The sequence below is a fragment of the Celeribacter sp. genome (genome assembly GCF_048270365.1).
Classification (GTDB): domain Bacteria; phylum Pseudomonadota; class Alphaproteobacteria; order Rhodobacterales; family Rhodobacteraceae; genus Celeribacter.
The window spans coordinates 227,536-252,281 of sequence record NZ_JBLWTA010000002.1; the positions used below are offsets into that span (position 1 = coordinate 227,536).

The 24,746-nt window shown below is 60.6% G+C and carries 27 protein-coding genes; 13 read left to right on the forward strand and 14 right to left on the reverse strand.

All coding sequences use genetic code 11. From position 1 onward, the window contains the following. Positions 1–69: 69 nt before the first annotated feature. Entirely contained in the window at positions 70–1,632 is a 1,563-nt protein-coding gene (locus tag ACN0X0_RS03765) for a bifunctional metallophosphatase/5'-nucleotidase (RefSeq protein WP_417278069.1), read from the reverse strand. Positions 1,633–1,759: 127 nt separating this feature from the next. Continuing rightward, a complete protein-coding gene (locus ACN0X0_RS03770; RefSeq protein WP_417278070.1) occupies positions 1,760–2,416 on the reverse strand; it encodes a TetR/AcrR family transcriptional regulator in 657 nt (218 codons plus the stop codon). A gap of 77 nt (positions 2,417–2,493) precedes the next feature. Between ACN0X0_RS03770 and ACN0X0_RS03775 the strand changes: the two genes are divergently transcribed. From ACN0X0_RS03775 to ACN0X0_RS03785, 3 genes are all read left to right on the forward strand, one after another. Next, entirely contained in the window at positions 2,494–2,736 is a 243-nt protein-coding gene (locus ACN0X0_RS03775) for a hypothetical protein (RefSeq protein WP_417278071.1), read from the forward strand. 71 nt (positions 2,737–2,807) lie between these two features. Continuing rightward, a complete protein-coding gene (locus ACN0X0_RS03780) occupies positions 2,808–3,143 on the forward strand; it encodes a DUF952 domain-containing protein (protein WP_417278072.1) in 336 nt (111 codons plus the stop codon). 17 nt (positions 3,144–3,160) lie between these two features. Beyond that, positions 3,161–4,234 carry a quinone-dependent dihydroorotate dehydrogenase gene (locus tag ACN0X0_RS03785; protein WP_417278073.1) on the forward strand — a complete coding sequence of 358 codons (1,074 nt, stop codon included), beginning with the start codon at positions 3,161–3,163 and terminating at the stop codon, positions 4,232–4,234. A gap of 33 nt (positions 4,235–4,267) precedes the next feature. Here ACN0X0_RS03785 and ACN0X0_RS03790 read toward each other — a convergent pair whose 3' ends face one another. Genes ACN0X0_RS03790 through ACN0X0_RS03800 form a run of 3 tightly spaced genes read right to left on the reverse strand, consistent with a single transcriptional unit; the run spans position 4,268 to position 6,514 of the window. Continuing rightward, on the reverse strand, positions 4,268–5,584 hold the full coding sequence (locus tag ACN0X0_RS03790; RefSeq protein ID WP_417278074.1) for an MATE family efflux transporter: 1,317 nt from the start codon (positions 5,582–5,584) through the stop codon (positions 4,268–4,270). Continuing rightward, entirely contained in the window at positions 5,577–6,089 is a 513-nt protein-coding gene (locus ACN0X0_RS03795) for a PaaI family thioesterase (RefSeq protein WP_417263828.1), read from the reverse strand. The genes ACN0X0_RS03790 and ACN0X0_RS03795 overlap by 8 nt, the downstream gene beginning before the upstream one ends. After that, on the reverse strand, positions 6,086–6,514 hold the full coding sequence (locus ACN0X0_RS03800; RefSeq protein ID WP_417278075.1) for a PaaI family thioesterase: 429 nt from the start codon (positions 6,512–6,514) through the stop codon (positions 6,086–6,088). Before ACN0X0_RS03800 ends, ACN0X0_RS03795 begins: the two co-directional genes overlap by 4 nt. 249 nt (positions 6,515–6,763) lie before the next feature. Between ACN0X0_RS03800 and ACN0X0_RS03805 the strand changes: the two genes are divergently transcribed. The 9 genes from ACN0X0_RS03805 (at position 6,764) to ACN0X0_RS03845 (ending at position 14,890) form a co-directional block, all read left to right on the forward strand. Then, complete coding sequence (locus ACN0X0_RS03805) at positions 6,764–7,135, forward strand: MerR family transcriptional regulator (protein ID WP_226549245.1); 372 nt, start codon at positions 6,764–6,766, stop codon at positions 7,133–7,135. A 418-nt stretch (positions 7,136–7,553) separates the two neighbouring features. Next, on the forward strand, positions 7,554–7,943 hold the full coding sequence (locus tag ACN0X0_RS03810; RefSeq protein WP_226549241.1) for a MerR family transcriptional regulator: 390 nt from the start codon (positions 7,554–7,556) through the stop codon (positions 7,941–7,943). A 38-nt stretch (positions 7,944–7,981) separates the two neighbouring features. After that, complete coding sequence (locus ACN0X0_RS03815) at positions 7,982–9,754, forward strand: acyl-CoA dehydrogenase C-terminal domain-containing protein (protein ID WP_417263825.1); 1,773 nt, start codon at positions 7,982–7,984, stop codon at positions 9,752–9,754. A 91-nt stretch (positions 9,755–9,845) separates the two neighbouring features. After that, positions 9,846–10,058: a hypothetical protein gene (locus ACN0X0_RS03820; RefSeq protein WP_226549235.1), complete on the forward strand. Its 213-nt coding sequence runs from the start codon at positions 9,846–9,848 to the stop codon at positions 10,056–10,058. Further along, positions 10,055–10,369, forward strand: a complete 315-nt coding sequence (locus ACN0X0_RS03825; RefSeq protein ID WP_417278076.1) for a hypothetical protein — start codon at positions 10,055–10,057, stop codon at positions 10,367–10,369. Before ACN0X0_RS03820 ends, ACN0X0_RS03825 begins: the two co-directional genes overlap by 4 nt. Beyond that, positions 10,366–11,004, forward strand: a complete 639-nt coding sequence (locus tag ACN0X0_RS03830) for a glutathione S-transferase family protein (protein ID WP_417278077.1) — start codon at positions 10,366–10,368, stop codon at positions 11,002–11,004. Before ACN0X0_RS03825 ends, ACN0X0_RS03830 begins: the two co-directional genes overlap by 4 nt. A 42-nt stretch (positions 11,005–11,046) precedes the next feature. After that, positions 11,047–12,258: an acetyl-CoA C-acetyltransferase gene (locus ACN0X0_RS03835; RefSeq protein ID WP_417278078.1), complete on the forward strand. Its 1,212-nt coding sequence runs from the start codon at positions 11,047–11,049 to the stop codon at positions 12,256–12,258. A 2-nt stretch (positions 12,259–12,260) separates the two neighbouring features. After that, complete coding sequence (locus ACN0X0_RS03840) at positions 12,261–12,686, forward strand: hypothetical protein (protein WP_417278079.1); 426 nt, start codon at positions 12,261–12,263, stop codon at positions 12,684–12,686. Next, positions 12,683–14,890, forward strand: a complete 2,208-nt coding sequence (locus tag ACN0X0_RS03845; RefSeq protein WP_417278080.1) for a 3-hydroxyacyl-CoA dehydrogenase NAD-binding domain-containing protein — start codon at positions 12,683–12,685, stop codon at positions 14,888–14,890. The genes ACN0X0_RS03840 and ACN0X0_RS03845 overlap by 4 nt, the downstream gene beginning before the upstream one ends. 44 nt (positions 14,891–14,934) lie before the next feature. Here the strand turns inward: ACN0X0_RS03845 and ACN0X0_RS03850 are convergent, their stop codons facing one another. The 3 genes from ACN0X0_RS03850 to ACN0X0_RS03860 form a co-directional block, all read right to left on the reverse strand. Then, entirely contained in the window at positions 14,935–15,132 is a 198-nt protein-coding gene (locus tag ACN0X0_RS03850) for a hypothetical protein (protein WP_417278081.1), read from the reverse strand. Positions 15,133–15,385: 253 nt separating this feature from the next. After that, a complete protein-coding gene (locus ACN0X0_RS03855) occupies positions 15,386–16,105 on the reverse strand; it encodes a Hint domain-containing protein (protein WP_417278082.1) in 720 nt (239 codons plus the stop codon). Between the two features lie 362 nt (positions 16,106–16,467). Next, positions 16,468–17,115 carry a sulfotransferase family 2 domain-containing protein gene (locus ACN0X0_RS03860; protein WP_417278083.1) on the reverse strand — a complete coding sequence of 216 codons (648 nt, stop codon included), beginning with the start codon at positions 17,113–17,115 and terminating at the stop codon, positions 16,468–16,470. A 103-nt stretch (positions 17,116–17,218) separates the two neighbouring features. Here ACN0X0_RS03860 and ACN0X0_RS03865 point away from each other — a divergent pair, with 103 nt between their 5' ends. Further along, positions 17,219–18,244 carry a hypothetical protein gene (locus ACN0X0_RS03865; RefSeq protein ID WP_417278084.1) on the forward strand — a complete coding sequence of 342 codons (1,026 nt, stop codon included), beginning with the start codon at positions 17,219–17,221 and terminating at the stop codon, positions 18,242–18,244. A gap of 86 nt (positions 18,245–18,330) precedes the next feature. On the opposite strand, the gene ACN0X0_RS03870 is transcribed toward ACN0X0_RS03865, so the two are convergent. The 6 genes from ACN0X0_RS03870 to ACN0X0_RS03895 form a co-directional block, all read right to left on the reverse strand. After that, positions 18,331–19,866, reverse strand: a complete 1,536-nt coding sequence (locus tag ACN0X0_RS03870; RefSeq protein ID WP_417278085.1) for an SPOR domain-containing protein — start codon at positions 19,864–19,866, stop codon at positions 18,331–18,333. A gap of 71 nt (positions 19,867–19,937) precedes the next feature. Then, positions 19,938–20,570, reverse strand: coding sequence for a uracil phosphoribosyltransferase (gene upp, locus ACN0X0_RS03875; protein ID WP_417263813.1), 633 nt, complete (start codon positions 20,568–20,570; stop codon positions 19,938–19,940). Then, positions 20,563–21,540, reverse strand: coding sequence for an adenosine deaminase (locus ACN0X0_RS03880; RefSeq protein ID WP_417278226.1), 978 nt, complete (start codon positions 21,538–21,540; stop codon positions 20,563–20,565). The genes upp and ACN0X0_RS03880 overlap by 8 nt, the downstream gene beginning before the upstream one ends. Before the next feature lie 11 nt (positions 21,541–21,551). Beyond that, a complete protein-coding gene (locus ACN0X0_RS03885) occupies positions 21,552–22,763 on the reverse strand; it encodes a phosphopentomutase (protein WP_417278086.1) in 1,212 nt (403 codons plus the stop codon). Beyond that, a complete protein-coding gene (locus tag ACN0X0_RS03890) occupies positions 22,760–24,076 on the reverse strand; it encodes a thymidine phosphorylase (RefSeq protein ID WP_417278087.1) in 1,317 nt (438 codons plus the stop codon). Before ACN0X0_RS03890 ends, ACN0X0_RS03885 begins: the two co-directional genes overlap by 4 nt. Positions 24,077–24,081: 5 nt before the next feature. Then, positions 24,082–24,492 carry a cytidine deaminase gene (locus ACN0X0_RS03895; RefSeq protein ID WP_417278088.1) on the reverse strand — a complete coding sequence of 137 codons (411 nt, stop codon included), beginning with the start codon at positions 24,490–24,492 and terminating at the stop codon, positions 24,082–24,084. Positions 24,493–24,746 lie beyond the last annotated feature (254 nt).

Genomic DNA, 24,746 nt, shown 5'->3' on the forward strand with positions numbered 1-24,746 from the left:
CCGTCCTCCAACAAAAAAGCCCCCGCATGATCGCGAGGGCTTCTTTGTTTGTCTAGGTCGAACCGCGATTTACTTCACGGTGATGCGACCGTCCGTATAGGGCGTGTAGGGCGCATTTTCGATCAGGTAATCGGCCAGAACATCGGCAACATCGGGGCCGAAGTCATAGGCATTCTCAGCGCTCGTGAACATTTTGTAGCCGTCACCACCATTGCGGACGTAGTTGTTGGACGCCACGCCATAGACCTTATCCATCTCGATCGGCGCGCCGCCGACCATCACGTCGGAAATGCGGGCGCCCACCTCGGCGGAGGGATCGACGGTGTAGGACATGCCCGCCACCTGCGGGAAACGCCCCGCGCCATCGGCCATCTCGGAGACGCCGTTTTCAAGCGCCGCGACAATGGTTTCGCCGGTCACTTCGAAGGTGGAAAGCGTGTTCTGGAACGGCAGAACCGTGAGCACATCGCCCATGGTCACCTGACCGCCCTGAATGGAAGCCCGCAGACCACCGCCGTTCTGGATCGCGATCTCGACACCTTGGTCTTTCACACGCTCCAGCATGGCGTCGGCCACGAGGTTGCCCATCGGGCATTCCACAGCGCGGCAGGTTTCGCGCGAGCCGTCGATGTCGGCGGAGGCTTCGGCCACGACCTTGGCTTTCAACTCGTTGATCGGCCCGGCCAGTTCGGCGACGCGGGATTTGATGCTTTCGTCTTCGGTCACGGAGGCGTCGAGCAGAATCGGCTCGCCCGTCGCGGAGATCAGCGTGCCCTCGTCGTCAAAGGTCAGCACGAGGTGACCGAGGTATTTCGAATAGGCATAGGCAGAGACCACCGGGACCTCGCCCACCATCGTGGGATAAGCCATGGCGCCCTCGATCTCGTTGGAGAACAGCGTGTGGGAGTGACCGCCGACCACGACGTCGATGCCCGCGACCTCTTCCGCCAGCGACAGATCCTTGTTCACGCCCACGTGGGTCAGCGCGATGATCTTGGTCACGCCTTCGGCCTCAAGTGCGGCCACATCGGCGGCAAGGCTGTCGGCTTCGTCTTGGAAGATCACATTCGGGCCGGGGCTGGAGGTCTCTGGCGTGTCGACTGCGAGCGCGGAGATGATGCCGATCTTTTCGCCGCCCACCTCAAGCACGACATGGTTTTGCACCTTATCGGCCAGAATATTGGATTGCGACACGTCGAGGTTGCCGGAGATCACCGGGAAGGACACGTGTTCGATCAGCTTGAGCGTGCCGTCCGGGCCATCGTCGAATTCGTGGTTGCCCAGCGCCATCACGTCATAGCCGATCTTTTCCATCATCTCGGCTTCGACATCGCCCTTGTAGGTCGTGTACATCAGCGAGCCTTGGTACTGGTCGCCCGCGTCCAGCAGGAGCACGTTCTCACCGTCGAGTTCCGCGCGCATCTCGGCGACTTTCGTGGCCAGACGGGCATAGCCGCCAAAGCATTCGCCCGCCGCGTTGTCTTCTTCGGGGCAGGTGTTGTCGTATTTCGTAATCGGTTCGATTCGGCTGTGCAAATCGTTGGTATGAAGAATGTGCAGCGTATATTCGGCATGCGCAGCTCCGGCCATCAGAGCCATTGCAGCGGTGGTGGTGAGAACTTTTTTGAGCATATCTTGCCCCCTGTTAAACTAGATGACCCTGAGCCTGACCAAAGTTTATCAAAGAGTCAAAGCCCTGTTCCGGGTTTGGGCTACATTCGCAACGTAACGGAAATGTAACGATGCAATGACAGGCAGATCATCCTTTTTCGACGCCCTGCCCGTCCAGCCATCCGCCCAGCACCTCCTGCGCCAATGTTGCGGGGTCCGTGTCGAGCCGCCCAGTCAAAAGCCGCATCCAGGCCGCCGCCATGATCGTCTCCGCCAGGGCCTTTGCCGTCACACCGGGCTTGACCTCGCCGCGCGCGACCGCGCTGTCGACCAGCGCGCTTAAGGCCTCCAGCCTCTCAAGGCGATAGTGCTCCAGAGCTTCGGCGACATCGGCATTGCACTGCGCCTCCGCGATGATCAGCGCAAAGGTCTGGCCTTTCGGGGTCTGCCAATGGGTAAAAACGAAACGGAAGAACGCGGCGATCGAAGCGATCAATGTGCCTTTGTCCTCGTGATGATATGTGCCTTTGGCGCGCTCATAGACCGCCACCAACAAGGCGCCCCGCGACGGCCACCATTTATAAAGCGTCGCCTTGCCCGCGCGGGCGCGTTTGGCCACCGCCTCCATGGTTAGCCCTTTCACACCCTTCTCGACCAAAAGCGCCTCGGCCGCGTCCAGAATCGCCTCTTCCGTTGCCGGATTACGGCGCGCGCCGATGGATCGACGTTGAGGCCGAGACTTTTTCCCCTCTCCACCCATCGCCTCCGCAGAGGGGGCTGTGCGATTTGCCACAGGATTTGTCACAAGCTGATCCTTTACATATCGAAACGCATCGTTCATATAGGGCGAACGAAACGCACCGTTCTCTTTGGAGCTATCACATGTCTACATCCTCCGCCACCCTGCCCCAAACGCCCCCCAGAAGACCCAACCGCCTTCGTTTCAGCTTCTTCGTCTTTATGGGGGTCTACCCTCTGGTCACCGCCATGATCTACGCGCTCGCCCCCTTCACCTCCGAATGGCACATCTGGCAACGCAACCTCGTCATGGTGCCGATGATCGTCGGCTCCATGGTCTTTGTCATCATTCCGGCGATCCACAAACACTGCCACCGCTGGCTCTGATCCACGCGGCATTTTCGCCTCTGCGTGAAAGTGTCATTGACCGCGCCGCGCCACGCTGGCATCTGGGAACCATGCTGATTTACAAAATCTTCCGCGCCCCCGAATGGGCGGCAATGCAAACCGCTGGCGAGACCCTCGGCGCCCCCGTGGATCTCGCCGATGGCTATGTCCATTTCTCCACCAAAGATCAGGTTGCCGAGACCGCCGCGAAATGGTTCGCCGGTGAAGAGAACCTGCATCTTCTCGCGCTTGAGAGCGACGCGCTGGCGCCCCATCTCAAATGGGAGCCTTCGCGTGGCGGGGCGCTTTTTCCGCATCTCTACCGGGCGCTGATCATGGAGGACATCCTCTGGGTCAAATCCCTTCCGCTTGGCCCGGAGGGCCATATCTTCCCCGATCTGTCCTGAGCCCCTAGGAGCCGCAAATGTCTATTTTCGAACAATTTGGCATGATGGTCCTGCGCAGCTTCGACCCGGAGAAGTCTCACAAACTGTCGCTCTCCGCGCTGCGTGCGGGGCTTGCGCCCCTGCCCGGCCCTGTGACGTCGGCTCGGCTCAAGACCACCTTCGCCGGGATCGAAATGCCCAACCCCGTCGGCCTCGCCGCAGGCTTCGACAAGAACGCAGAGGCGATCCCGCAACTGTCGCGCGCGGGCTTTGGCTTTATCGAACTGGGCGCCGCCACCCCGCGTCCGCAGCCCGGCAACCCGAAACCGCGCCTGTTTCGCCTGAGTGAAGACCACGCGGTGATCAACCGTTTCGGCTTCAACAATGATGGCATGGAAGAGATCGCCAACCGCCTCGCCCGCAGCCGTCATTCGCATCACAGCACGGACATCCCCGTCGGCCTCAACCTCGGCGCCAACAAAGATAGCGAAGATCGCGCCGCAGATTTCGCCAAAGTTCTGGCCCATTGCGGCAATTTCATCGATTTCGCGACGGTCAACGTCTCAAGTCCCAACACCGAGAAACTGCGCGACCTGCAAGGCGCCGAAGCGCTCGAAGCGCTCTTGGCCGGTGTCCTTGACGCCCGCAAGGGCCTGAAACGCGCGGTGCCGGTTTTGCTGAAAATCGCCCCTGACCTTGAGCTGACAGAGCTTCAGGAAATCGCCGAAGTCGCCCGCACATCCGGCATCGACGGCGTCATCGCCACCAACACCACGCTGTCGCGCGATGGTTTGAAATCTGCACATAAAGGCGAAGCAGGCGGGCTTTCCGGGCGTCCATTGTTCGAAAAGTCCACGCGCGTGCTCGCAATGCTCTCGCGCGAATTGGGCGACGACGTGCCGCTCATCGGCGTTGGCGGCATCTCTTCGGCGCTCGATGCCTATGCGAAAATCCGCGCGGGCGCCTCTCTCGTTCAGATCTACTCCGCAATGGTCTACCAGGGCCTCTCGCTCGCCCCCCGCATCGCGCGTGGCTTGGACGACTTGCTGGCGAAAGACGGTTTCGACCACGTCTCAGAGGCGGTTGGCACAGGACGCGGCGACTGGCTCTAAGTCGCCGTTTCCTTTGCTGCCCAAATACTCAAATCAGGCCTCAGCACTCCGCTCCAGCCCCGGATATTTCGCAAACAACGTCGCGCCACGGGCGATATAGCTGATCATCAGCGCCGCCCAAAGCCCGTGGTTACCCCAGACCGGGATCAGCACGGCGACCGCCACAAGATAGACCAAAAGCGACAGCACCATCATGTTGCGCATGTCGTGTGTCCGCGTCGCGCCGATGAAAATCCCGTCGAGCATCCAGGCCGCCAGCCCCAACAAAGGCCCCGCCACCATCCACGGCAAATAGGCGCGCGCCTCCGTGCGCACATCCGGTGCGGTGGTCATCACGTCGATGATCGCGCCCCCGAAGACGGCAAATCCCAACGCCAGCAAAGCGGACACAATCAGCCCCCAAAAAGACGCCAAAACCGCACCGCGCCGCAGCGCCATGCGCGAGCGTGCGCCCAAAGCATTGCCGACGATGGCCTCGGCGGCAAAGGCAAAACCGTCGAGCGCATAGGCGGTGATCTCGATGAATTGCATCAGGATCTGGTTCGACGCCAGCGTCAGATCGCCAAAGCCCGCGCCGAAAAAGGTAAAGCTGACCATGATGCCCAACAGCAAAACGGAGCGGATCAGAATATCCGTGTTGACCCGCAGCATATGCATGAGCCGCGCGCCATCGAAAACCTGTGCCCAATCGCGCCAGAGCGCGGTTTTGAAGGCATCGCGACAGAGCCAAAGTCCAAAGGCGGCGCCGGAGACTTCGGCCAGAACCGTCGCGATTGCCACACCTTCGACGCCCCAACCCAGCCCAAGAACGAACCAGAGATCGAGCCCGATGTTGAGACCGTTCATCCAGAGCTGAAGCAGAAGGACCCCGGTCGTGCGCTCTTGTGCGATGAGCCAGCCGGTGAGGCCAAAGACCGCGATGTTGAAGGGCGCGGACCAGATGCGGATGCCGATGTAACTGCGCGCGAGGCTTTCGACCTCGGTGGACGCGGGCGCCAGACGAAAGGCCGCCCAGAGGAGCGGCGCTTGGAACAGGATCAAGAGCCCGCCACCGATGACGCCGATCATCAAAGCGCGGGTCAAAAGCGCGGCCACTTCGCCCGTGTCGCCAGCCCCCCGCGCCTGGCTGACCATGCCGGTCGTGCCCATGCGCAGAAAGCCGAAGACCCAGTAAAGAGAGGCCAGAATAATCGCGCCGAGCCCGACGGCGCCGATAGGCGCGGCCTCCCCCATTTGCCCGACAACGCCTGTATCGACCGCGCCCAAGATGGGCACGGTGGCGTTGGACAAAACAATGGGCAGCGCGATTTTCAGGACCCGCCGATGGGTCAGCGGGAGCGCTTCAGTCATTGGACGTGCGATTGTCCGGCATTAGAACCGGCATCAGGAAATGCCCCGTCGCATGCACGGTCGGACGCGCGCGATTGTCCTGCCAAGCCTCAACCTGCACCGAGGCATAGCGCCGCCCCGCGCGGGTAATTTCAGCGCGCGCATAGGCATCGCGCGGCAGACCGGAGCGCAGGTAATCCACTGTCAAATCAATGGTTTTCGGGAATTTAGGCAGGACATCCACGGTCTCGCCCGCTTCGATCTTCGGCCAGACCATCGACCAGCTCAGCGTGATCAAAGCGGTGACTTCAAGGAAGGCCGCCAAGGCCCCGCCATGAAGCGCTGGCAACGCCGGATTGCCGATCAGGTCAGGCCGATAGGGCATCACCGCGGTCAATTCATCGCCGCGGCGTTCGAATTCGAAGCCCATGAAAGAGATATAAGGCACGCGCGCCACCAAAGCAGACAGTGCGGCATCGCGGCGTTCCTTCACGATCTGAATCGGTTCGGGCTTGGCGCGGCTCATGAGTTGCCCCTTTCAACGGTAAAGGCGCCGGTGGCGGCGGCGACCGGCACGTCGGAGGTGCCATCTGTGGCGGAGACCCGCACGAATCCCACGGCACGCGTCATGTGATAGCAAATCGCATGGGCGGTGATCGTCGCACCGGGTTTCGCCGCACGCATATAGTCGATTCTGAGATCGAGCGTGGCGGTCGCAAGCCCTGCGTTCGGATGGCTCATCACCGAAGCCCCCGCGCAGGTGTCCATCAGGGCCGAAACGGCGCCGCCATGGATCACGCCGCTTTCCGGGTCCCCGATCAGCTTTTCCGAATAGGGCATGTAAATCTCGGCCTCGCCCTCGCCGATGGTCGTCAGAACCATGCCCAACGCCTCGCAATGCGGCAGGCTCGCAATGAATTGGCGGGCGATTTCTGTGCGGTCGGTAGGCATGATCTTCTTCTTTATGAGCGCGGCATGGGCGCGTTTATAATGTGACCTGCCGCTCTGGCTGCAAGGAGAAAATCGAGGGCAATGGGGACAGCTGCGCCAAACTGACGCTACGAAACCTGTGCGGCAAACCCGCGCGCCGAACATGGCTTGATCCGCCCCCGCGCGGATGGCTATGGTCGCGCATGACGGCGAAATTGAGTTGCGAAACTGAACCAGTCAGTTTAGATGCGACGTGAGGAGAGAGAAGCCATGTCCGATCAACGTCTCACGTTCAAAGAGATGTGCGCCGAGTTCGATGTGACCCCACGCACGCTGCGCTATTACGAATATATCGAGTTGTTGGCCCCCGAAAAGGAAGGCCGGTCACGGTTTTACACGCCGCGCGAAGTGGCACGGATGACGCTTATTTTGCGCGGACGCAAATATGGGTTCTCTCTGGAAGAAATCCGCCAGTGGCTTTTGATCTACGAGGAAAAGGGCACAGCGGCGCAGGCGCAGGCTTTTCTCGAGCTGGCCGACCGTCAGTTGATGGCCCTCGAAGAGCAGAAACGCGAGCTTGATCAAGCGATTGCGGAGCTTACGGAGCTGCGCGCGGAGACGGTCAAAAGCGTCTCCGCCTGACGCGGCCTCCCCCCTGCGCCAACTTGCGACGTTACGTTCCTATTTCGGATCGGCTTTCCGTGCCGCTACGTCAGCACGTGACCACCGACAGCGCACATGTTGGTTTATCCTTCAAATAAGACCAATATCCAAAGCGCTTTAAGTCAAACTGCGCAAGGCGAAACATTCGCGTCCCATTATCTAAACCAAACCGTTTGCATTGCCCGTCACGAAAGAATATTTTGACAGAGTTCAACGGACCTCCGATCCCAATCGTGGCACAAAAAGTGACGCCACGTTTCGATTAAAGAGGTCTCTGTGATAAGATTAGAGTGAGGCGACGGCGCAAGCTGCGGGCCTCATAGCAGGGAGCAAACTCCAGCGAGATCATCCTCGGTGAGAGCCAGCGACCCAAGTGACGAGACCGGAGCACGCCGACGTGACGAATGAGGTTATGACGATCCGTGAAATGTGTGATGCGTTCGACGTGACGCCCCGCACATTGCGCTTTTACGAAGCCAAGGAGCTTTTGTTTCCGATCCGCGAGGGTCAGAAGCGGCTCTTTACCAAACGGGACCGGGCGCGTTTGACGCTGATCCTGCGCGGCAAAAAATTTGGCTTTGCCCTTGAAGAGATCCGGCAGCTGCTCGATCTCTACAAGGAGGAAGATCGCGGTGAAAAGCAATTGCGTGAGACCCTTGCGGCCTATCACGTGAAGCGCGCGGAAATGGAGGCGCAGAAACAGGCGCTGATCGCGGTCATGACCGATCTGGAGGATGAAATCGGATTTGTCGAAGGGCAAATCGAAGGATTGAAACGCGAGGGGTGACAGATGTCTCCCGCGCGCTGTGCAAAGGGAGACACGCCATGCCGAGCTACACGGCTCCGACCAAAGACATTCAATATGTTTTGCACGATGTGCTGAACATTTCGGGCTCCGACATTCCGGGATATGCGGACCTTGAGCCCGAGTTCACCGAAGCCATTTTCGACGCTGCTGGCCAATTGGCCTCCGAAGTCATCGCACCTTTGAACGTCGTGGGCGATCAGGAAGGCTGTACGCTGGAGAACGGTGTTGTCACCACGCCGACGGGTTTCAAAGAAGCCTTTGAGCAAGTGAAAGAGGGCGGCTGGCCCGGCCTCGACATGCCGGAGGAATTCGGTGGTCAGGGCATGCCCTATGTGATCAACACCGCCGTGGGCGAGATGTTCTCCGCCGCGAACCAGGCGTTTACCATGTATCAGGGCCTGACCCATGGTGCGGCCTCCGCGATCCTTGTCCATGGTACGGATCAGCAAAAGGCCACCTACCTGCCGAAAATGACGTCCTGCGACTGGACCGGCACGATGAACCTGACGGAACCGCATTGCGGCACCGATCTGGGCCTGATGCGCACGAAAGCCGAACCGCAAGCGGACGGCAGCTATAAGATCACCGGCCAGAAGATTTTCATCTCTGCGGGCGATCACGACATGTCCGAAAACGTCATCCACCTCGTGCTGGCCAAGATCGTCGGCGGCCCTGAGGGGATCAAAGGTGTGTCTTTGTTCATCGTACCGAAATTCATCGTCGATGAGGATGGCAATCCGGGCGCGCGCAATGGTGTGTCAGTTGGATCCATCGAGGAAAAGATGGGCATCCACGGCAACTCGACCTGTGTGATGAACTACGACGAGGCGACCGGCTATCTCTTGGGCACCGAGCACAAGGGCATGCGCGCCATGTTCACCATGATGAACGAAGCGCGTCTGGGCGTCGGCATGCAGGGTTTGGCGCAGGCAGAAGCCGCCTACCAAAACGCCGTGATCTATGCCAAGGACCGCCTGCAAGGCCGCGCTGTCACCGGCGTCGAAAACCCGGACGGCCCCGCCGATCCGCTGATCGTCCACCCGGACATTCGCCGCAACCTGATGGATCAAAAGAGCTTTATCGAGGGTGCGCGGGCCTTCATGCTTTGGGGCGCGCAGCTCATCGACCAAGCGCACCGCTCCGAGGACAAGGACGCCGATGGCCTCATCTCTCTGATGACCCCGGTGCTCAAAGGCTTCCTCACCGACAAGGGCTATGAGGCGACCGTGAACGCGCAGCAGGTCTACGGCGGCCACGGTTACATCGAAGAATGGGGCATGTCGCAATTCACCCGCGACGCCCGGATCGCCATGATCTACGAAGGCGCCAACGGCGTTCAGGCGCTCGATCTCGTCGGCCGCAAACTGGCCACTGACGGCGGCAAACATGTCATGGCCTTCTTCGAGATGGTCAAAGGGTTCTGCAAAGAGAACGGCGACGGCGATATGGCCGAATTCGTCGACCCGCTGAAAGCCGCCTCGAAAGACCTTCAGGGCGCGGGCATGTTCTTTATGCAGAACGGCATGAAAAACCCGAACGCGGCGCTCTCCGGCTCTTATGACTTCATGCATCTGTTCGGCTATGTCTGCCTCGGGCTGATGTGGGCACGGATGGCGAAAGTCTCGCTGGCGGCTTTGGAAAACGGCACGGATGACGCGGAGTTCCACCAGAACAAGCTCACCACCGCGCGCTATTACATGGCCCGCCAACTGCCGATGACCGGCACGCTTTTGAAACGCATCGAATCCGGCGCCGATCCGGTGATGACTCTCCCCGCCGAGGCGTTCTAAACTGCGCCCAACCCGAAACATGAGGCCCCTGCCCCGGCGGGGGCCTTTTCTTTTGCAGCGCCACGAAATGGCGAAATGACGGAGCGTAACCATGGCAAAGCGATTCAGAATGACGCGGCGTTTTCCTGTTTCCATGACCGAAGACGGGTATCGTCGTCTCAGACAGTTCGCGAGGGAGGCGGGCTTGGACGAGGGAGAGGCGCTGTCTTTCCTGTTCGAGAATTTCACCTCCGTCACGGATGAGGAAAAACTGACGCACCGGCTGCGTCTGTTCAATTCGGATTTGGAGACGAGAAAGAGATGAGTTTTGTGGCGCATCATAATCCACCGGCCCATGTGGGAGCCGTGATGCGCCATGAGTATTTATCCCAAGAAAAAGCCCAAAATGCGCGCGAAAGCCGATCGGCCGCAGGCCTGCGCCCCGCCTTGAGACCTTCGCGCGACTTTTCACAAGTCTTTTCCTTGGACGGCCATCGGCTCTCCAGCCTGTTCCGCAAGTCCGAACATGATCCGTTAAGGTTAACTTTGGGTAAGAGGTCTGATTTTTTCTTGGCGAAAATACTCAAAACCAATGCCGGTCGCACTACCTGTGTCTCAAAAGGAGACGCGCGATGACCATTGAACTCTATTGCTTTGGCGAAAGCGGCCATTCCTACAAGGTGGCTCTTGGATTGACCCTCGCGGGGCTGGACTGGTCGCCGGTCTATGTCGATTTCTTTGGCGGCGAAGCCCGCTCAGACGCGTTCCGCGCGCTCAATCCGATGGGCGAATGTCCGGTCTATGTGGACGGCGATCTGGTGCTGACTCAATCCGGCGTGATCCTCGATTATATCGCCAAACAGACCGGCAAATTTGAGGGCCAGAACGAGGCGGAACGCCGCGAGGTCTTGCGCTGGGTTTTGTGGGACAATCACAAGATGTCCTCGCAGGTCGGAACGGCGCGGTTCCTGATGAACTTTCTGCCCGAGAACAAACGCCCCGCCGAGGTGATCGCCTTTATGCAGGGCCGCCTCAAAGCCGCCTTCACGGTTCTGAACGACGCGCTTTCGGATCGCACATGGCTGGCCGGAACAGACGAGATCAGCGCCGCCGATCTGTCCTGTTGTTCCTATCTCTTTTACCCGGAGCCATTCGGGTTTGACCGCGCCGATTGGCCAAATATCGACGCCTGGCTGGACCGCATCAGCGCCCTGCCCGGCTGGACACACCCTTACGACATGATGCCCGGAAATCCGATGGACAGATCCTGAGACCGGGCCTGAAACGCCACTGCCAAGACTTTGGAGGAGACTATGACCGAAGCCTATATTTACGACGCCCTGCGCAGCCCGCGCGGGAAAGGGCGCAAAGACGGGAGCCTGCACGAGGTGACCTCGGCCGCGCTCTCCGCGCAGATGCTGAACGCCGTCAAGGAGCGCAACGGACTTGAGGGCCATGCCGTCGAGGACGTGATCTGGGGCAATGTGACCCAGGTCGGCGAACAGGGCGGCTGCCTTGCGCGCACGGCCGTTCTTGCGTCTGAGTTGGACCAATCCATCCCCGGCCTCGCGATCAACCGCTTTTGCGCCTCGGGCATGGAAGCCGTGAACCTCGCCGCCAACCAAGTCAAAGGCGGGGCTGGCATGGCCTATATCGCCGGTGGCGTCGAGATGATGGGCCGGGTTGCCATGGGCTCCGACGGGGCGGCGATTGCGGTCGATCCCTACATTGCGATGAAGACCTACTTCGTGCCACAGGGCATCTCGGCGGACATCATCGCCACCGAATACGGGTTCACCCGCGAGGAAGCCGACGCGCTGGCGGTCGAGTCCCAAAACCGCGCAGAAGCGGCGTGGAAGGACAACCGCTTCGCGAAATCCATCGTGCCGGTCAAGGACATGAACGGGTTGAGCATTCTCGACCATGACGAATACATGCGTCCGGGCACCACGGTCGACGCGCTTGGCAATCTCAAGGCCTCGTTCAAAGAGATGGGCGAGGTCATGCCGGGCTTCGACAAGATCGCGCTGATGAAATATCCGCATCTTGAGAAGATCAACCACATCCACCACGCGGGCAACTCGTCAGGCATCGTCGATGGGTCCGCCGCCGTTCTGATCGGCAACAAGGAATTCGGCGAGAAATACGGCCTCAAACCGCGCGCCCGCATCCGGGCGACCGCGAAAATCGGCACCGATCCGACCATCATGCTGACGGGTCCTGTGCCCGTGACTGAGAAAATCCTGCGCGACAGCGGCATGTCGATTTCGGACATCGATCTCTTCGAAGTCAACGAGGCCTTTGCCTCCGTCGTCATGCGTTTCATGCAGGCATTCGATGTTGATTCATCGAAAGTTAACGTTAACGGTGGTTCCATCGCTATGGGCCACCCTCTTGGCGCAACCGGGGCGATCATCATCGGCACCCTGCTCGATGAATTGGAACGCACCGGCAAAGGCACGGGTCTCGCCACGCTTTGTATCGCATCTGGTATGGGAGCGGCGACGATCATCGAAAGGATCTGAATGTGAACGCGGCAGAGTTTCGCGAGTTTCTGGACGATATTTCCACCTGTTTCATCACAGGGGATTTTACGCTCTGGGCCTCGCGCATCCTCCTGCCCTTTTCCATGGTGACACAACAAGGCCCCGTTTTCATGACAACCCTCGAGGAACTTCGCGAGAATTTCGATCTCTACCTTCAGGCCTGCACGGTCATGAGGCTGGACGAAGTTTATCGCCGACCGATCTCTTTGGAGGATTGTCGCGACGGGACCTTCATCGGAACCTATGAGACTGAACTGCTGGACCACGGACATCGCGCGACGGAGCCTTATACCTCCACCGCGCTGATCCACGCCACCGAGGGGGGCTATAAAATGTCCTCCATCATGAACGCGCGCGGGCATCATCCCTGGACCGGCACCAGCCCTGCGAGAGAGGGAAGACAATGACTGATTTTCATTACGACGTAGACAGCGACGGCGTGGCCGTCATCACCTGGGACATCCCGAACAAAAGCATGAACGTGCTTTCGATGGAGGGGATTTCCGAACTGGACGCCTGTATCGACAAGGCGTTGGGCGACGAGGCCGTCAAAGGGATCGTGATCACCTCTGGCAAGGACACCTTTGCCGGCGGGATGGATTTGAACATCATCGCCAAGATGAAGGACGCGGCGGGGGATGACCCGGCCAAAGGTCTCTTCGACGGGCTGATGAACATGCACGCGATCCTGCGCAAGCTGGAACGTGCGGGCATGGACCCGAAGACCAACAAAGGCGGCAAGCCGGTCGCAGCGGCCCTGCCCGGCACGGCGCTTGGCATCGGGCTCGAACTGCCTCTGTCGTGCCACCGCATCTTTGCTGCCGACAATCCGAAGGCCAAGATCGGCCTGCCGGAGATCAAGGTCGGCATTTTCCCCGGCATGGGCGGCACCACGCGTGTCTCGCGCATGGTCGGCGCGATGGCGGCGGCGCCGATCCTGCTTGAGGGCAAGATGCTGGACCCGAAGAAAGCCAAGGGTGCGGGGATCATTCAAGAGGTGGTAGAACCCGGTGAACTTTTGGCGAAGGCCAAAGAGTGGGTGCTCTCCGCGAAAGACGCGGACATCGTGAAACCTTGGGACGCGAAGGGTTGGAAAATGCCCGGCGGCGCACCTTACCACCCGGCGGGCTTCATGACCTTCGTCGGCGCCTCCGCCATGGTCAACGGCAACACCCAAGGCGTCTACCCGGCGGCGAAGGCGCTTCTGTCCGCGGTCTATGAAGGCGCGATGGTGCCGTTTGACACCGCGCTCAAAATCGAAGCGCGCTGGTTCACCCATGTGCTGATGAACCCCTCGTCGTCGTCGATGATCCGGTCCTTGTTCATCAACAAGGAGGCGCTTGAAAAAGGCGCGAACCGTCCCGAAGTGGCCGACCAGACCGTCAAAAAAGTCGGCGTCTTGGGCGCGGGCATGATGGGCGCGGGCATTGCCTATGTGTCTGCCAATGCGGGCATCGAGGTCGTGTTGATCGACCAGAAACAAGAGGCCGCGGACAAGGGCAAGGCTTACTCTGAGGCCATCCTCGACAAGGGGATCAGCCGCAAAAAGGTCACGCCGGAAAAGAAAGACCAGGTGCTCTCGCGTATCACCGCGACCACCGATCTGGACGCTTTGAAAGGCTGTGATCTCATCGTCGAAGCCGTGTTCGAGGACATCGGCGTCAAAGCAGAGATGACAAAAAAGGTCGAGGCCATCGTCGGCGAGGATTGCATCTTTGCGTCGAACACCTCGACGCTGCCCATCACTGAGCTGGCCAAGGCGTCTGCGCGCCCGGAGCAGTTCATCGGCATCCACTTCTTTAGCCCCGTGGACAAGATGCTCCTCGTGGAGATCATCAAAGGCAAAGAGACCGGCGGCGTGGCCGTGGCGAAAGCGCTCGACTACGTGCGCCAGATCCGCAAGACGCCGATCGTGGTCAATGACGCACGCTTCTTCTACGCCAACCGCTGCATCATCCCCTACATCAACGAGGGCGTGCGCATGGCGGCTGAGGGCGTGGACCTGCCGCTCATCGAGAATGCCGCAAAGCTTCTGGGCTTCCCGCTCGGGCCGCTTCAGCTCATCGACGAGACCTCGATTGATCTCGGTGTGAAAATCGCCAAGGCGACGAAGGCCGCCATGGGCGACGCCTACCCGGACGAGGCCGTGGACGAGGTGGTGTTCTGGATGTTCGATCAGGGGCGTCTGGGCAAAAAATCCAACGCGGGCTTTTACGACTACGACGAAAAGGGCAAACGCGGCTACCTCTGGGAAGGCTTCAACGAAGAGTTCCCAGAGGCCGATGCGCAACCCGATCTCGACGAGGTGCAACATCGCCTGATGATGGCGCAGGTGTTGGAGGCCGTCCGCGCGCTTGAAGAGGGCGTGTTGGAAGACATCCGCGAAGGCGATGTCGGCGCGATCCTCGGCTGGGGCTTTGCACCTTGGTCCGGCGGGCCGTTTAGCTGGCTCGACATCATCGGTGCCGCAAAAGCGGTCGAGATTTGCGACAATCTCACCGCCACGCATGGGCCGCGCTTTGAGACGCCGACCCTCCTGCGCGAGATGGCAGCCTCTGGCGAGACCTTCTACGGCCGCTTTGGTGCGGGCGTCGACAGCAAAGCCGCCTGAGCGCGCCTCACATGACACTCAGCCCTTCCCTTTCCGGGGAGGGCTTATGCGTCATCCTTGGCCAATTCGGCAAACATGTCGCGGCCTTGGATTTGCGGCGCCATGGTGCACCAGCGGTCTTCGACCTGCACCCAATGGGCGTCGTTTTCCGTGGCATGAACGATGATCCGCCCCGGCTCCGAGGTGACCGGCGCGGCGATGAGATTGAGGAAAAGCGCGAGCGCTTCAGCTGAGATACACATGGTTCGGGCTCCGTTTTGGTGACCCCTCGCGCCCTGATAAGCCCTCCCACACGAGGCATAATCTCATCATAATCGCCTGCCACACCGACAGCGCCCAACAAATGCCGCATCGCAGCATACCCCACAAAGAGATGATACTTTCTTAGGCAATTTCAGCTGCGAAAGCCCAAGAAACAGCTCTCAAAACCGAAAAGACCCGCGCAAATGCACAGGTCTTCTCCCGATCTCATCCAGAAGACGTCTCGATTTCGTCTCAGGACGCGTAGCGCCGCGATGTGGTCTGACCTCTGTGCCGCTGCTCTTCTTGCATCCAAACGCAATCCTGCGCGTCCTCATCGATCAGCGCATCCACGAACATCCGTGCCTGGGTCAGCGACAGGACCTCATAGCCCGGCTGGTCGCGCTCCTCCATCAATCCGGCGATGGTCACGGCCTCCTCGGACGGACAGTGAAACAGCGCACCGATATTGCCGAACACCACTTGTTCCGTGTCGAAATGCAGGATCACGACCTCGATGGGCTTGCGCACATGCTCACGCTCGATGCCCTTGTAGCCCTCCAAAGCGAGAGCTGGCATCAAGGTGAAAGGATCGCCAAACATCGCCTCGCCCGCATCGCTTTCCACCATCACCGCCTGCTCCGGTAAAAGTGTCATCTCCGAGCGGTTGCCCAAGGCGCCAGCGGGCACAAAGAGCGGCCAGAGATGCGCGGGGGTCCTGCCCTGATCCGTGTAGGTCCAACGTTTGATGATCCGGCGCACGGCCTGAAGGCCTTCATCAAAGGTCAGCACCTTATCGCCCTCTTGCAGAGCAGCCACATCGCGCCAGCCGGTGCTGGTTGCCACCTGCATCCCGGCAATGAGGCCCGAGGTCTGCGCCGCGTACCCACCATGAAACGCCCCATCCCACACACCAGAGCGACCGCCCGCATCATGGACCGGCTCTTTGCGCAACATCTGACCCAGTTTCATCATCGTCTCATCCCCATCAGGCTCTTTTCGGGTGGCAGCCCGAGCTCTGCGATCTGTGAGATTATGAAAAGGTGGCCGGTGGGGTCACAGTTCGACGCGAATGGGACGCAAATGGGGCATAATCCCGACATCGGCGCAAATGTCGGGGATTTCATTCAATTGTTCTCGAATTTGGTAACAGTCCGTTAAGAAAATTTGGAGTTCACTCAGGTTTAACCAAGAATTCTTGGGGTTAGCGTCCCACTCAGAAAGGAATGGCTTACCGGATGTCCCCACGATTCGACGCCGGATCCCCCCTCACAGCCGCAAAACCTCAGGAAATCTCCCTTGGCCCGCCGCATTTCAGCCTCAGTCTCGACGCGCGCTCAGTCGAAACCATAGCCAAATTGGGCAATGTCTTTCGATGCGATCCGGGCCACCAACTCCGCATCGGCTTCCGAATAATAGGTCCGAAAATCGCGGGCGCGCTGGGATTCATTCACCGGCGCAATCGGCGACAGGTCAAACCCAAGATGATCCCAAAGCGGCGCCAGATCCTCATCCAATGCCTCAAGCCGCACATAAAGATTGGCACGCTCCTGCCCCGCCCCGTCGCACAGATAGCTGCGCGATGGCACAGACAGGCTTTTGACCGTCTCGGGCGCGTTCAGGAAGTCGGAAAACTCAGTGGATTTGGCCAAAGTCACCGCAGAATGATCGAAACTCTGGCCTCTGAGCCAGTGATAATAGGACACGAACCGGTCCCAGGGATTGCGCACGAGGGTGAAGATGAAGTGATCCGCGAAGGCCTCGCGCGGCACCAGCCCCTCAATGTCCGCCAGCCGGGAATGTTTCCACAACCGCCCCGCCGCCGTCAGCCCCTTGACCCGCCCCCGCCGCTTGATCGCCTTGGGCGTATCGCCAATGAGAATGTCATCGGCCATGGCGCGCGTCTCCAGCGCCTGCGCCAGCGCCGTGCCCCCGGTTTTGGGAATGTGAACAAAGATATAGCGGCGGCCCGGCGAGATGATCATGACAAAATACTAAAGCCTTTTCTCTTCGGTTCCCAGAACGATTGTGGCGCCCGGCGTTCCACGATAGATTGCCCGAAACAACGATGAAAAGAGCAGCCCGCGCATGATCGCGCTTACGGAATTCGAACGGCTCGAAGCCCCCGGTCTCTGGCTTCCCGAAGGGGACAGCCAGCGCCGTTCCGTGATCGTCTCAGTGGGCGAGGCGACGCTGACGCTGAGTGATGATCGCACCGATGGTCGGCCCCTGACCCATTGGTCACTGCCCGCCATCGAACGCATCACCGCCGAGGGCGAGACCCCGGCCCGCTACCGTCCCGCGTCTGACAGCAGTGAAGAGTTGGAGATCGACGACGAGCTGATGATCGAGGCGATTGACCGCATTCGTCGCGCCATCGACCGTGCCCGTCCGCATCCGGGGCGGCTCCGTGGCGTGATGATCGGACTGGGGGCGGCTGCGGTACTCGGTCTGGGCGTGTTCTGGCTGCCCGGCGCGCTCATTCGTCAGGCGGTCACCATCGTGCCGCCGGTGACCCGTGCCGAGATCGGCGAGGAGCTTTTGGACCGGATCAAACGCCTGTCCGGGGCGCCCTGCGACACGGTGCATGGCGCCCGCGCGCTCAACACATTGAAAAACCGCCTCATTCCCGGAGGTTCCGGTCAGATCGTTGTGCTCACCAGCGGCGTCGCCCTGTCACAGCACCTGCCCGGCAAGATCATCCTGTTGAACCGTGCGCTGCTCGAAGATCACGAAGACCCCGATGTCTTGGCCGGTTATGTTTTGGCCGAGCTGGTGCGCGCAGAGGATCAAGATCCGCTGGAACGCCTGTTGCAGGACGCAGGGCTCACCACCTCGCTCCGGCTGTTGACCACCGGGCACATTCCGCCCGACATCCTCGACGCTCATGCCGAGAGCCTTTTGACGGCCCCCGTGGCGCCGGTGGAAAACGATCACCTGATCTCGGCCTTTGCCGGAGCAGAAGTCCACAGCGCCCCCTACGCCTATGCCCGCGACATCACCGGCGAAAGTGTTTTGCCCTTGATCGAGGCCGACGGGGTGCAGATCGAGACCACGCGGCCTGTGCTCTCAGATGGCGATTGGGTCGCGTTGCAGGGTGTGTGTGGCGGCTAATTCTTCACACGACGCCAGAAGACAAAAGAATACCCCCGCCAGATGCGGGGGTTTCTTTTTATTGTTCTGCCTCGTCTAACTCAACGCTACTTGCGCGCGAATGCGTCCCCGTAGCCTGCCCCACGAACGGCAGACAAAGCGGACAGGGTTTGCTCGGGCCGGGCAAAGGGGCCGGCCAGAACAATCTTCAAAGGCTTACCACCCCGACGCAGAACCTGCGACGAAACCGGATAGCCCATGGCCGAAAGGCGCGCAATCGAGCGCTCGGCATTTTCGGGGACACCAAAGGTGCCCACCTGGACATAGCGCAGAGCCTGCGCCTGTTGGGGTTGGACCTGAGCCAAAGCGGGTTTGGCCGCACCCGGCGTGCGCGCGGGCACCACCGATTTGGTCGAGATTTGAACCGGCGCCTGACCTTGGCCAACAGTCTGACCTGCGTATTGCGGGGCCTGAGCCGTGACGGTGTTCCGGGTCTTGAAAGGCGAGCCGAAGAGCCATTCCCAGAAGGTCTTCTTGCGCGGCGCATAGAGATCATAGGCAGGCGTGGTCTGGGTCCAGACCTGTGCCATTTGCAAGTCACCGCGGGCGGTTTGCGGACCACGGTGCGGGTTGAGGCGCCCGTCGGTCCAAGCGCGGCTGTAGCCGTCCGGCAAGCTGCCCGCCACCGGACGCGGCAGCGCGTAGGGATCGATCCCGGCGGCACGGGCCACGGCGATCTGATTGGCGCTTTGGGTCGACAAACGCGCCTGCGCGTTGCGCTGGATATAGGCGGAGGGGTGCACGGCCTGCGGACCGCACCGCACGGCATAACGCCCGCCCGTGTTCATATATTGTGCTGCATTGCCGGAGAGACCGCCACATTGCGTCAAGGCCGCCGTGGCTGTTGGTGCGACGGTGGCGGGGGCCGCGGCCGCGACCATGATCGGCGCGGGGGCTTCGGTCGGAGCCTGAATGGGGGCCTGAACAGGTGCGGCGCGTTTGACCGGCACACGCACCAGCGTCGGCTCTGTCAACCTCATCCGACCGCCATCGGCGGTGCGCACGGTGACGCCCGCAGGAAGACGTTTGAGAATATATTCGACCGTCCCGGTCTCACACCGCAGCTGACCGTCTGTGACGGAGGCCACACAGCCGCGTTCTCCCACGGTCTTGCCCGCGAGCTGTTCGAGCGGCGGCAGGCTGGGTTGCGGAACTGGCGCGGCCTTTGCGGCAACCGGTGCTGCTTGGGGGGCGGAGGTGGGCACCGACACTTGGACCGTAGAAGGTTGTTTCGGAGCAGGGGTTACAGCCGCAGCCACAGTCGTGGTCGGCGTCGGGCTCACGGGATCGGGAATGACCGGCAAGCTGTCTTCGATCTGGGCAAAGGTCGGTTTGAAACCGCAGAGCACCTGACGATCCCGCGACACGCGCGGAACCCATTGCACCGCGGCACCGGCGCCGGTGCGCACATAGGCGCAGCCCCGGCTGTCGACATATTGTGACCCTTTGTAGGATGCAGGCGGAAATTCCGCCGGATGATCGGCATTAGAAAGGGCGCGCGCCCCGGCCCCGGAAAGGCCGACGGCGGACACGCCCAAAGTCGCGACCATGACTGCGACGGAAATCGTTCTCAAACCCTGCATTATGCTGCCCCGCACAAGATATTGTGTACAGACTAGCGCAGAACTGATTCGCTGTTAAGAGGGGAAATCGCTTATTTTGTACCAAACATGCGATCGCCCGCATCCCCTAGCCCGGGGACAATATATCCATGATCGTTGAGCTTCTCATCCACTGCCGCTGTGACAATCGGCACGTCGGGATGCGCCTCTTTCATACGTTTGACGCCTTCGGGCGCCGCCAAAAGACAAAGGAACCGAATGTTTTTCGCGCCCGCCTCTTTCAGCTTATCAATGGCCGCGACCGAGGAATTACCGGTGGCGAGCATCGGATCGACAGCGATCACCAAACGGTCGCCCAAGTCTTCGGGCACTTTGAAATAATATTCGACTGGCTCAAGCGTCTCTTCATCGCGGTACAGGCCCACGAACCCAACACGCGCCGAGGGGATCAGCTCCAGAATGCCATCCATCAAGCCGTTGCCCGCGCGCAGGATCGAGATCAGCGCCAGTTTCTTGCCGTCCAAAGTCGGCGCCTGCATAGTTTGCATCGGCGTCTCGATGGTTTTTTCGGTCATGTCCAGCTCGCGCGTGACCTCATAGGCGAGCAAAAGGGAAATCTCCCGCAACAGCTGCCGGAATCCGGCGGTCGAGGTCTCCTTGTCGCGCATGATGGTCAGTTTGTGCTGCACCAGCGGGTGTTTCACGACGGTCAAATGATCAAGCATCGGTAGGCTCCAGTTTCTTGGCGACCGCCCCACGGGTCGCCTCATCACAAAAGGCCGCCTCAATCGCGACCTTGTTCAAGTCTTTGAAATCATCCTCTTCCCAGCCGAAGGTCTCGGCGAGGCGGTCGAATTCGTAGCGCATGGTGGAATGGAAGAACGGCGGATCGTCGGTCGACACGGTCACCTTCACACCGCGCTCGCGCAGCTTGGCGATCGGATGGTCGGACCACTTCGGATAGACGCCCAACGCAATGTTCGAGCCCGGACAGACCTCCAAAACGATCCCGGCTTCGGCAATCTCATCGACCAAAGCGAGATCTTCGATGGCGCGCACACCATGGCCGATGCGCTCGACCTTGAGGTCGCGAATGGCGTCTCGGACACTCTCGGGCCCGCCCCATTCGCCCGCATGAGAGGTGAGCCGCAGCCCCGCCTCGCGCGCCATGTCGAAGGCGTATTTGAAATCACCCTGCTTGCCCATAGCCTCGTCGCCGCCCATACCAAAGCCGGTGACGAAATCGCCCACGGTTTCCTGCGCACACAATGCGGTCTTTTTCGCCTGATCCGGTCCGAAATGGCGCACACAGGTCGGGATCGCGCGCATTACGATACCGGCCTCACGCTCCATCTCGTCAGCGGCTTGCTTGATCGCGGCGAGGTAGTCTTTCCATGCCGAGACATCGCCGCCGCCACAGAAATCAGGCGCCAGAAAGCTTTCGGTATAGATCACATTCGAGGCCACGCTTTCTTCCAACACGGCACGGGTCAGGCGGTAGTAATCCTGTGGTGTTTTCAGAACCGAGGTGGCAGCCTCATAGACTTTGAGAAAATCCCAGAAGTCTTTGTATTTATAGGCGCCTCTCTCGTCGAAAACGCCCGAGATATCGACCTTTTTTTCCGCCGCCAATCCGCGAATGAACGCGGGCGGGGCAGCGCCCTCGAGGTGCATGTGCAGCTCGATTTTCGGCATATCCGTGAAGCTCAAAGGAAACTCCTTCCGGGGCCTTGCGCCTCGATCCCGAGGTGTTTGGCAATCGAGGCCGCCACATAGGAAAAGGCCACAGGACCAATGGGTTTAAGACCGACACCATAGCCCAGCACCGGCACTTGTTCGCGGGTGTGGTCCGTGCCCGACCAAGTCGGATCGTTGCCATGGTCGGCGGTGAAAATCAAAAGATCACCCTCCCGCGCGCGCTCAAACAAGCGCGGCATCTGGGCGTCGAACCATTCGAGATGGCGGGCATAGCCGGAAACGTCGCGCCTATGCCCATAGAGACTGTCGAATTCGACAAAATTGGCAAAGGTGAAGGACCCGTCAGGCGCCTCGTCCATCACGTCACAGAGGTGATCGAAGAGCGTATGATCGTTGCCCTTGCGGACCTCATCCAACCCCTGCATCGAGAAAATATCGCCAATTTTCCCAACGGCATAGGTCGCACGTCCGGCGGATTTCGCCCAGTCGCAAATCGTCGGACTGGGCGGCGCTATGGCGTAGTCGTGGCGGTTGCCGGTGCGGGTGAACCCGTCTTCCAGCGTGCCGATGAAAGGCCGGGCAATGACGCGCCCGATCTTCATCGCATGGAGCGTCGGCGCGAGGTCTTCGCAAAGCTTCAACAGCCGATCGAGGCCGAAATGATCCTCATGGGCGGCAATCTGAAACACAGAATCCGCAGAGGTGTAGCAAATCGGCCAACCGGTCGCGATATGCTGCGCGCCGAACTCCTTGATGACTTCCGTGCCGGAGGCGTGGCAATTCGCCAAAGTGCCCCCTGCCCCGCACAATTCCGCCGCCTTCTCCATCAAATCCTGCGGGAAAGACGGCTGCTCGTCCGGGAAATAATGCCAATCCCACGGCACCGGCACACCGGCCAATTCCCAATGTCCCGAAGGCGTGTCCTTGCCGGGGCTGATCTCGGCAGCAACGCCATAAAGCCCTTCCGGCATCGCCTCCAACCCCGGCGCAGGGTCCGTGGTCGCGTGCGCCATCGCCGCGCCCAACCCCAGCGCATCGAGGTTTGGCACATGCAACGGCCCGGACCGCCCCTTTTCGGCGCGCCCCTCGGCACAGGCCTGCGCGATATGGGCGATGGTATTGGCCCCCGTGTCGGGCCGCTCACCGTTGAAAAACTGGTCCGCATCCGGTGCGCCGCCGAGGCCCACCGAGTCCATCACGATCAAAAATGCCCTGCTCATACCGATACCTTTTCATAGACCAAAGGCGGCTCGTCGGGGGCCTCAGAGGCCAGCCGGATCGCCGCACGGATCGCGGCCTCTGCCCTGTCGGCCTCTTCCACGGATTTGGCATGGATGGTGGCGATCAGGTTGTCCGCATCGAGATATTCCCCGATCATGCAGCAATTGGAAAGCCCCACCGCCGGGTCGACTTTGTCGCCGCCTTTCATGCGCCCGCCGCCCAGATGCACCACCGCCATGCCAAGCGCATGGCCGTCCATCTCGGACACATAGCCCGGCTCTTGCGACAGGACATCGCGCACGACGGGCGCCGAGGGCAAACGGTCGCGCCAGTGATCGACGAAATCGGCAGGCCCGCCAAGTTCTGCGATCATCTGACCAAAGCGTTCCGCGGCGGAGCCATCGGTGAGCGTGTCGCGCACGGCCCAGGCGGCTTGGTCCGCATCCTCGGCCAATCCGGCCAGAACCATCAATTCGCCCCCCAAAGCACAGGTCACATCGCAAAGGATATTATCCACCTCGCCCGTGGTCAGCGCCTCCATCACCGTCATGACTTCCAAGGCATTGCCCAGCGTCGGACAGAGCGGTTGGTTCATGTCGGTGATCAGCGCGGAGGTCTTACAGCCTGCGCCATTCGCCGTGGTCACGAGGCTTTGCGCCAAGGCGCGCGCGTCCTCGGGCGTGGTCATGAAAGCCCCTGAGCCGCATTTGACGTCGAGCACCAGCGCCTCAAGACCCGCCGCGAGCTTTTTGGACAGGATCGAGGCGGTGATCAGGTCGATGCTTTCGACCGTGCCGGTGACATCGCGGATCGCGTAGAGCCGTTTGTCCGCAGGCGCGATGGAGCCAGAGGCCGAGACGATGGCACAGCCGACGCGTTCGACGATCTCGTGGAACCGCGCGTCCGTGACTTCGGTTTTGAGGCCGGGAATGGATTCGAGCTTGTCCAATGTGCCGCCGGTATGCCCAAGCCCGCGCCCCGAGACCATCGGCACACAGGCGCCCAAGGCCGCCAAAGCGGGCGCCAGCAAAAGCGAGACACAATCGCCGACACCACCCGTCGAATGTTTGTCAATCGCGGGGGACGGCAAGTCCCAGCGCATCACCTCGCCACTGTCGCGCATCGCCAGCGTCAACGCCACGCGGTCCGGGTCGGACATACCGTTCAGCAAAGCGGCCATGGCAAAAGCACCCGCTTGCGCATCGGTCACGGCACCACTGGCGAGACCCTGCGCAAAGCCGGTCAGCTCAGTGGACGACAGCTCACGTTTGTCCCGCAATTTCTCAATGATCTGGCGTGCATCGAAGGTCATGAGGCTCAGTCCATATGATCCGGCGTGAAGGCGCCCGGCAGAAGTTCGCCCACTGTCATAGTCAGCACCTTACCTGTGCGCGACATCATCGAGACCTGCACCTCCGGCCCCGCAAATTCGCGGATTTTCTGACGACAGCCGCCACAGGGCGGCACCGGCTCGTCGCTGTCTCCGATCACGGCAACCTCGGCGATTTCTGTCTCCCCCCCCAAAACCATGGCCGCGATGGCCCCGGCTTCGGCACAGGTGCCTTCGGGATAGGCGGCGTTTTCCACGTTCACGCCGGTGTAGATCGCGCCCGAAGTCGTGCGGATCGCAGCCCCCACGCGAAAGTTGGAATAGGGCGCATAGGCTTTGTCCTGAATTTTCGCGGCTTCATCCAAGAGAGAGGGGCGCACAGAGGTTGGCAAAGACATCGGGAGGACCTCATTTTTGACTATTCGGTCCAGAGTGAAGCCTCGCCCGCCCAGATGCAAGTGCGATACACGCCACGGCACGCGGGCCTGGCGCAGGGGCCTGCCGATTGTGCGGTTCTCCGCACAGGTTTGCTTGTCTTTTACGCGCCTCGAATGGCGCCTCGACACAAGCCCCCCATTTTACACGTCTCCCCTTGCATCGGCCCCTTTGAGAGGCGTAGAGGCTTGCCGAGGGAGAGGCCTTGAGGCACATT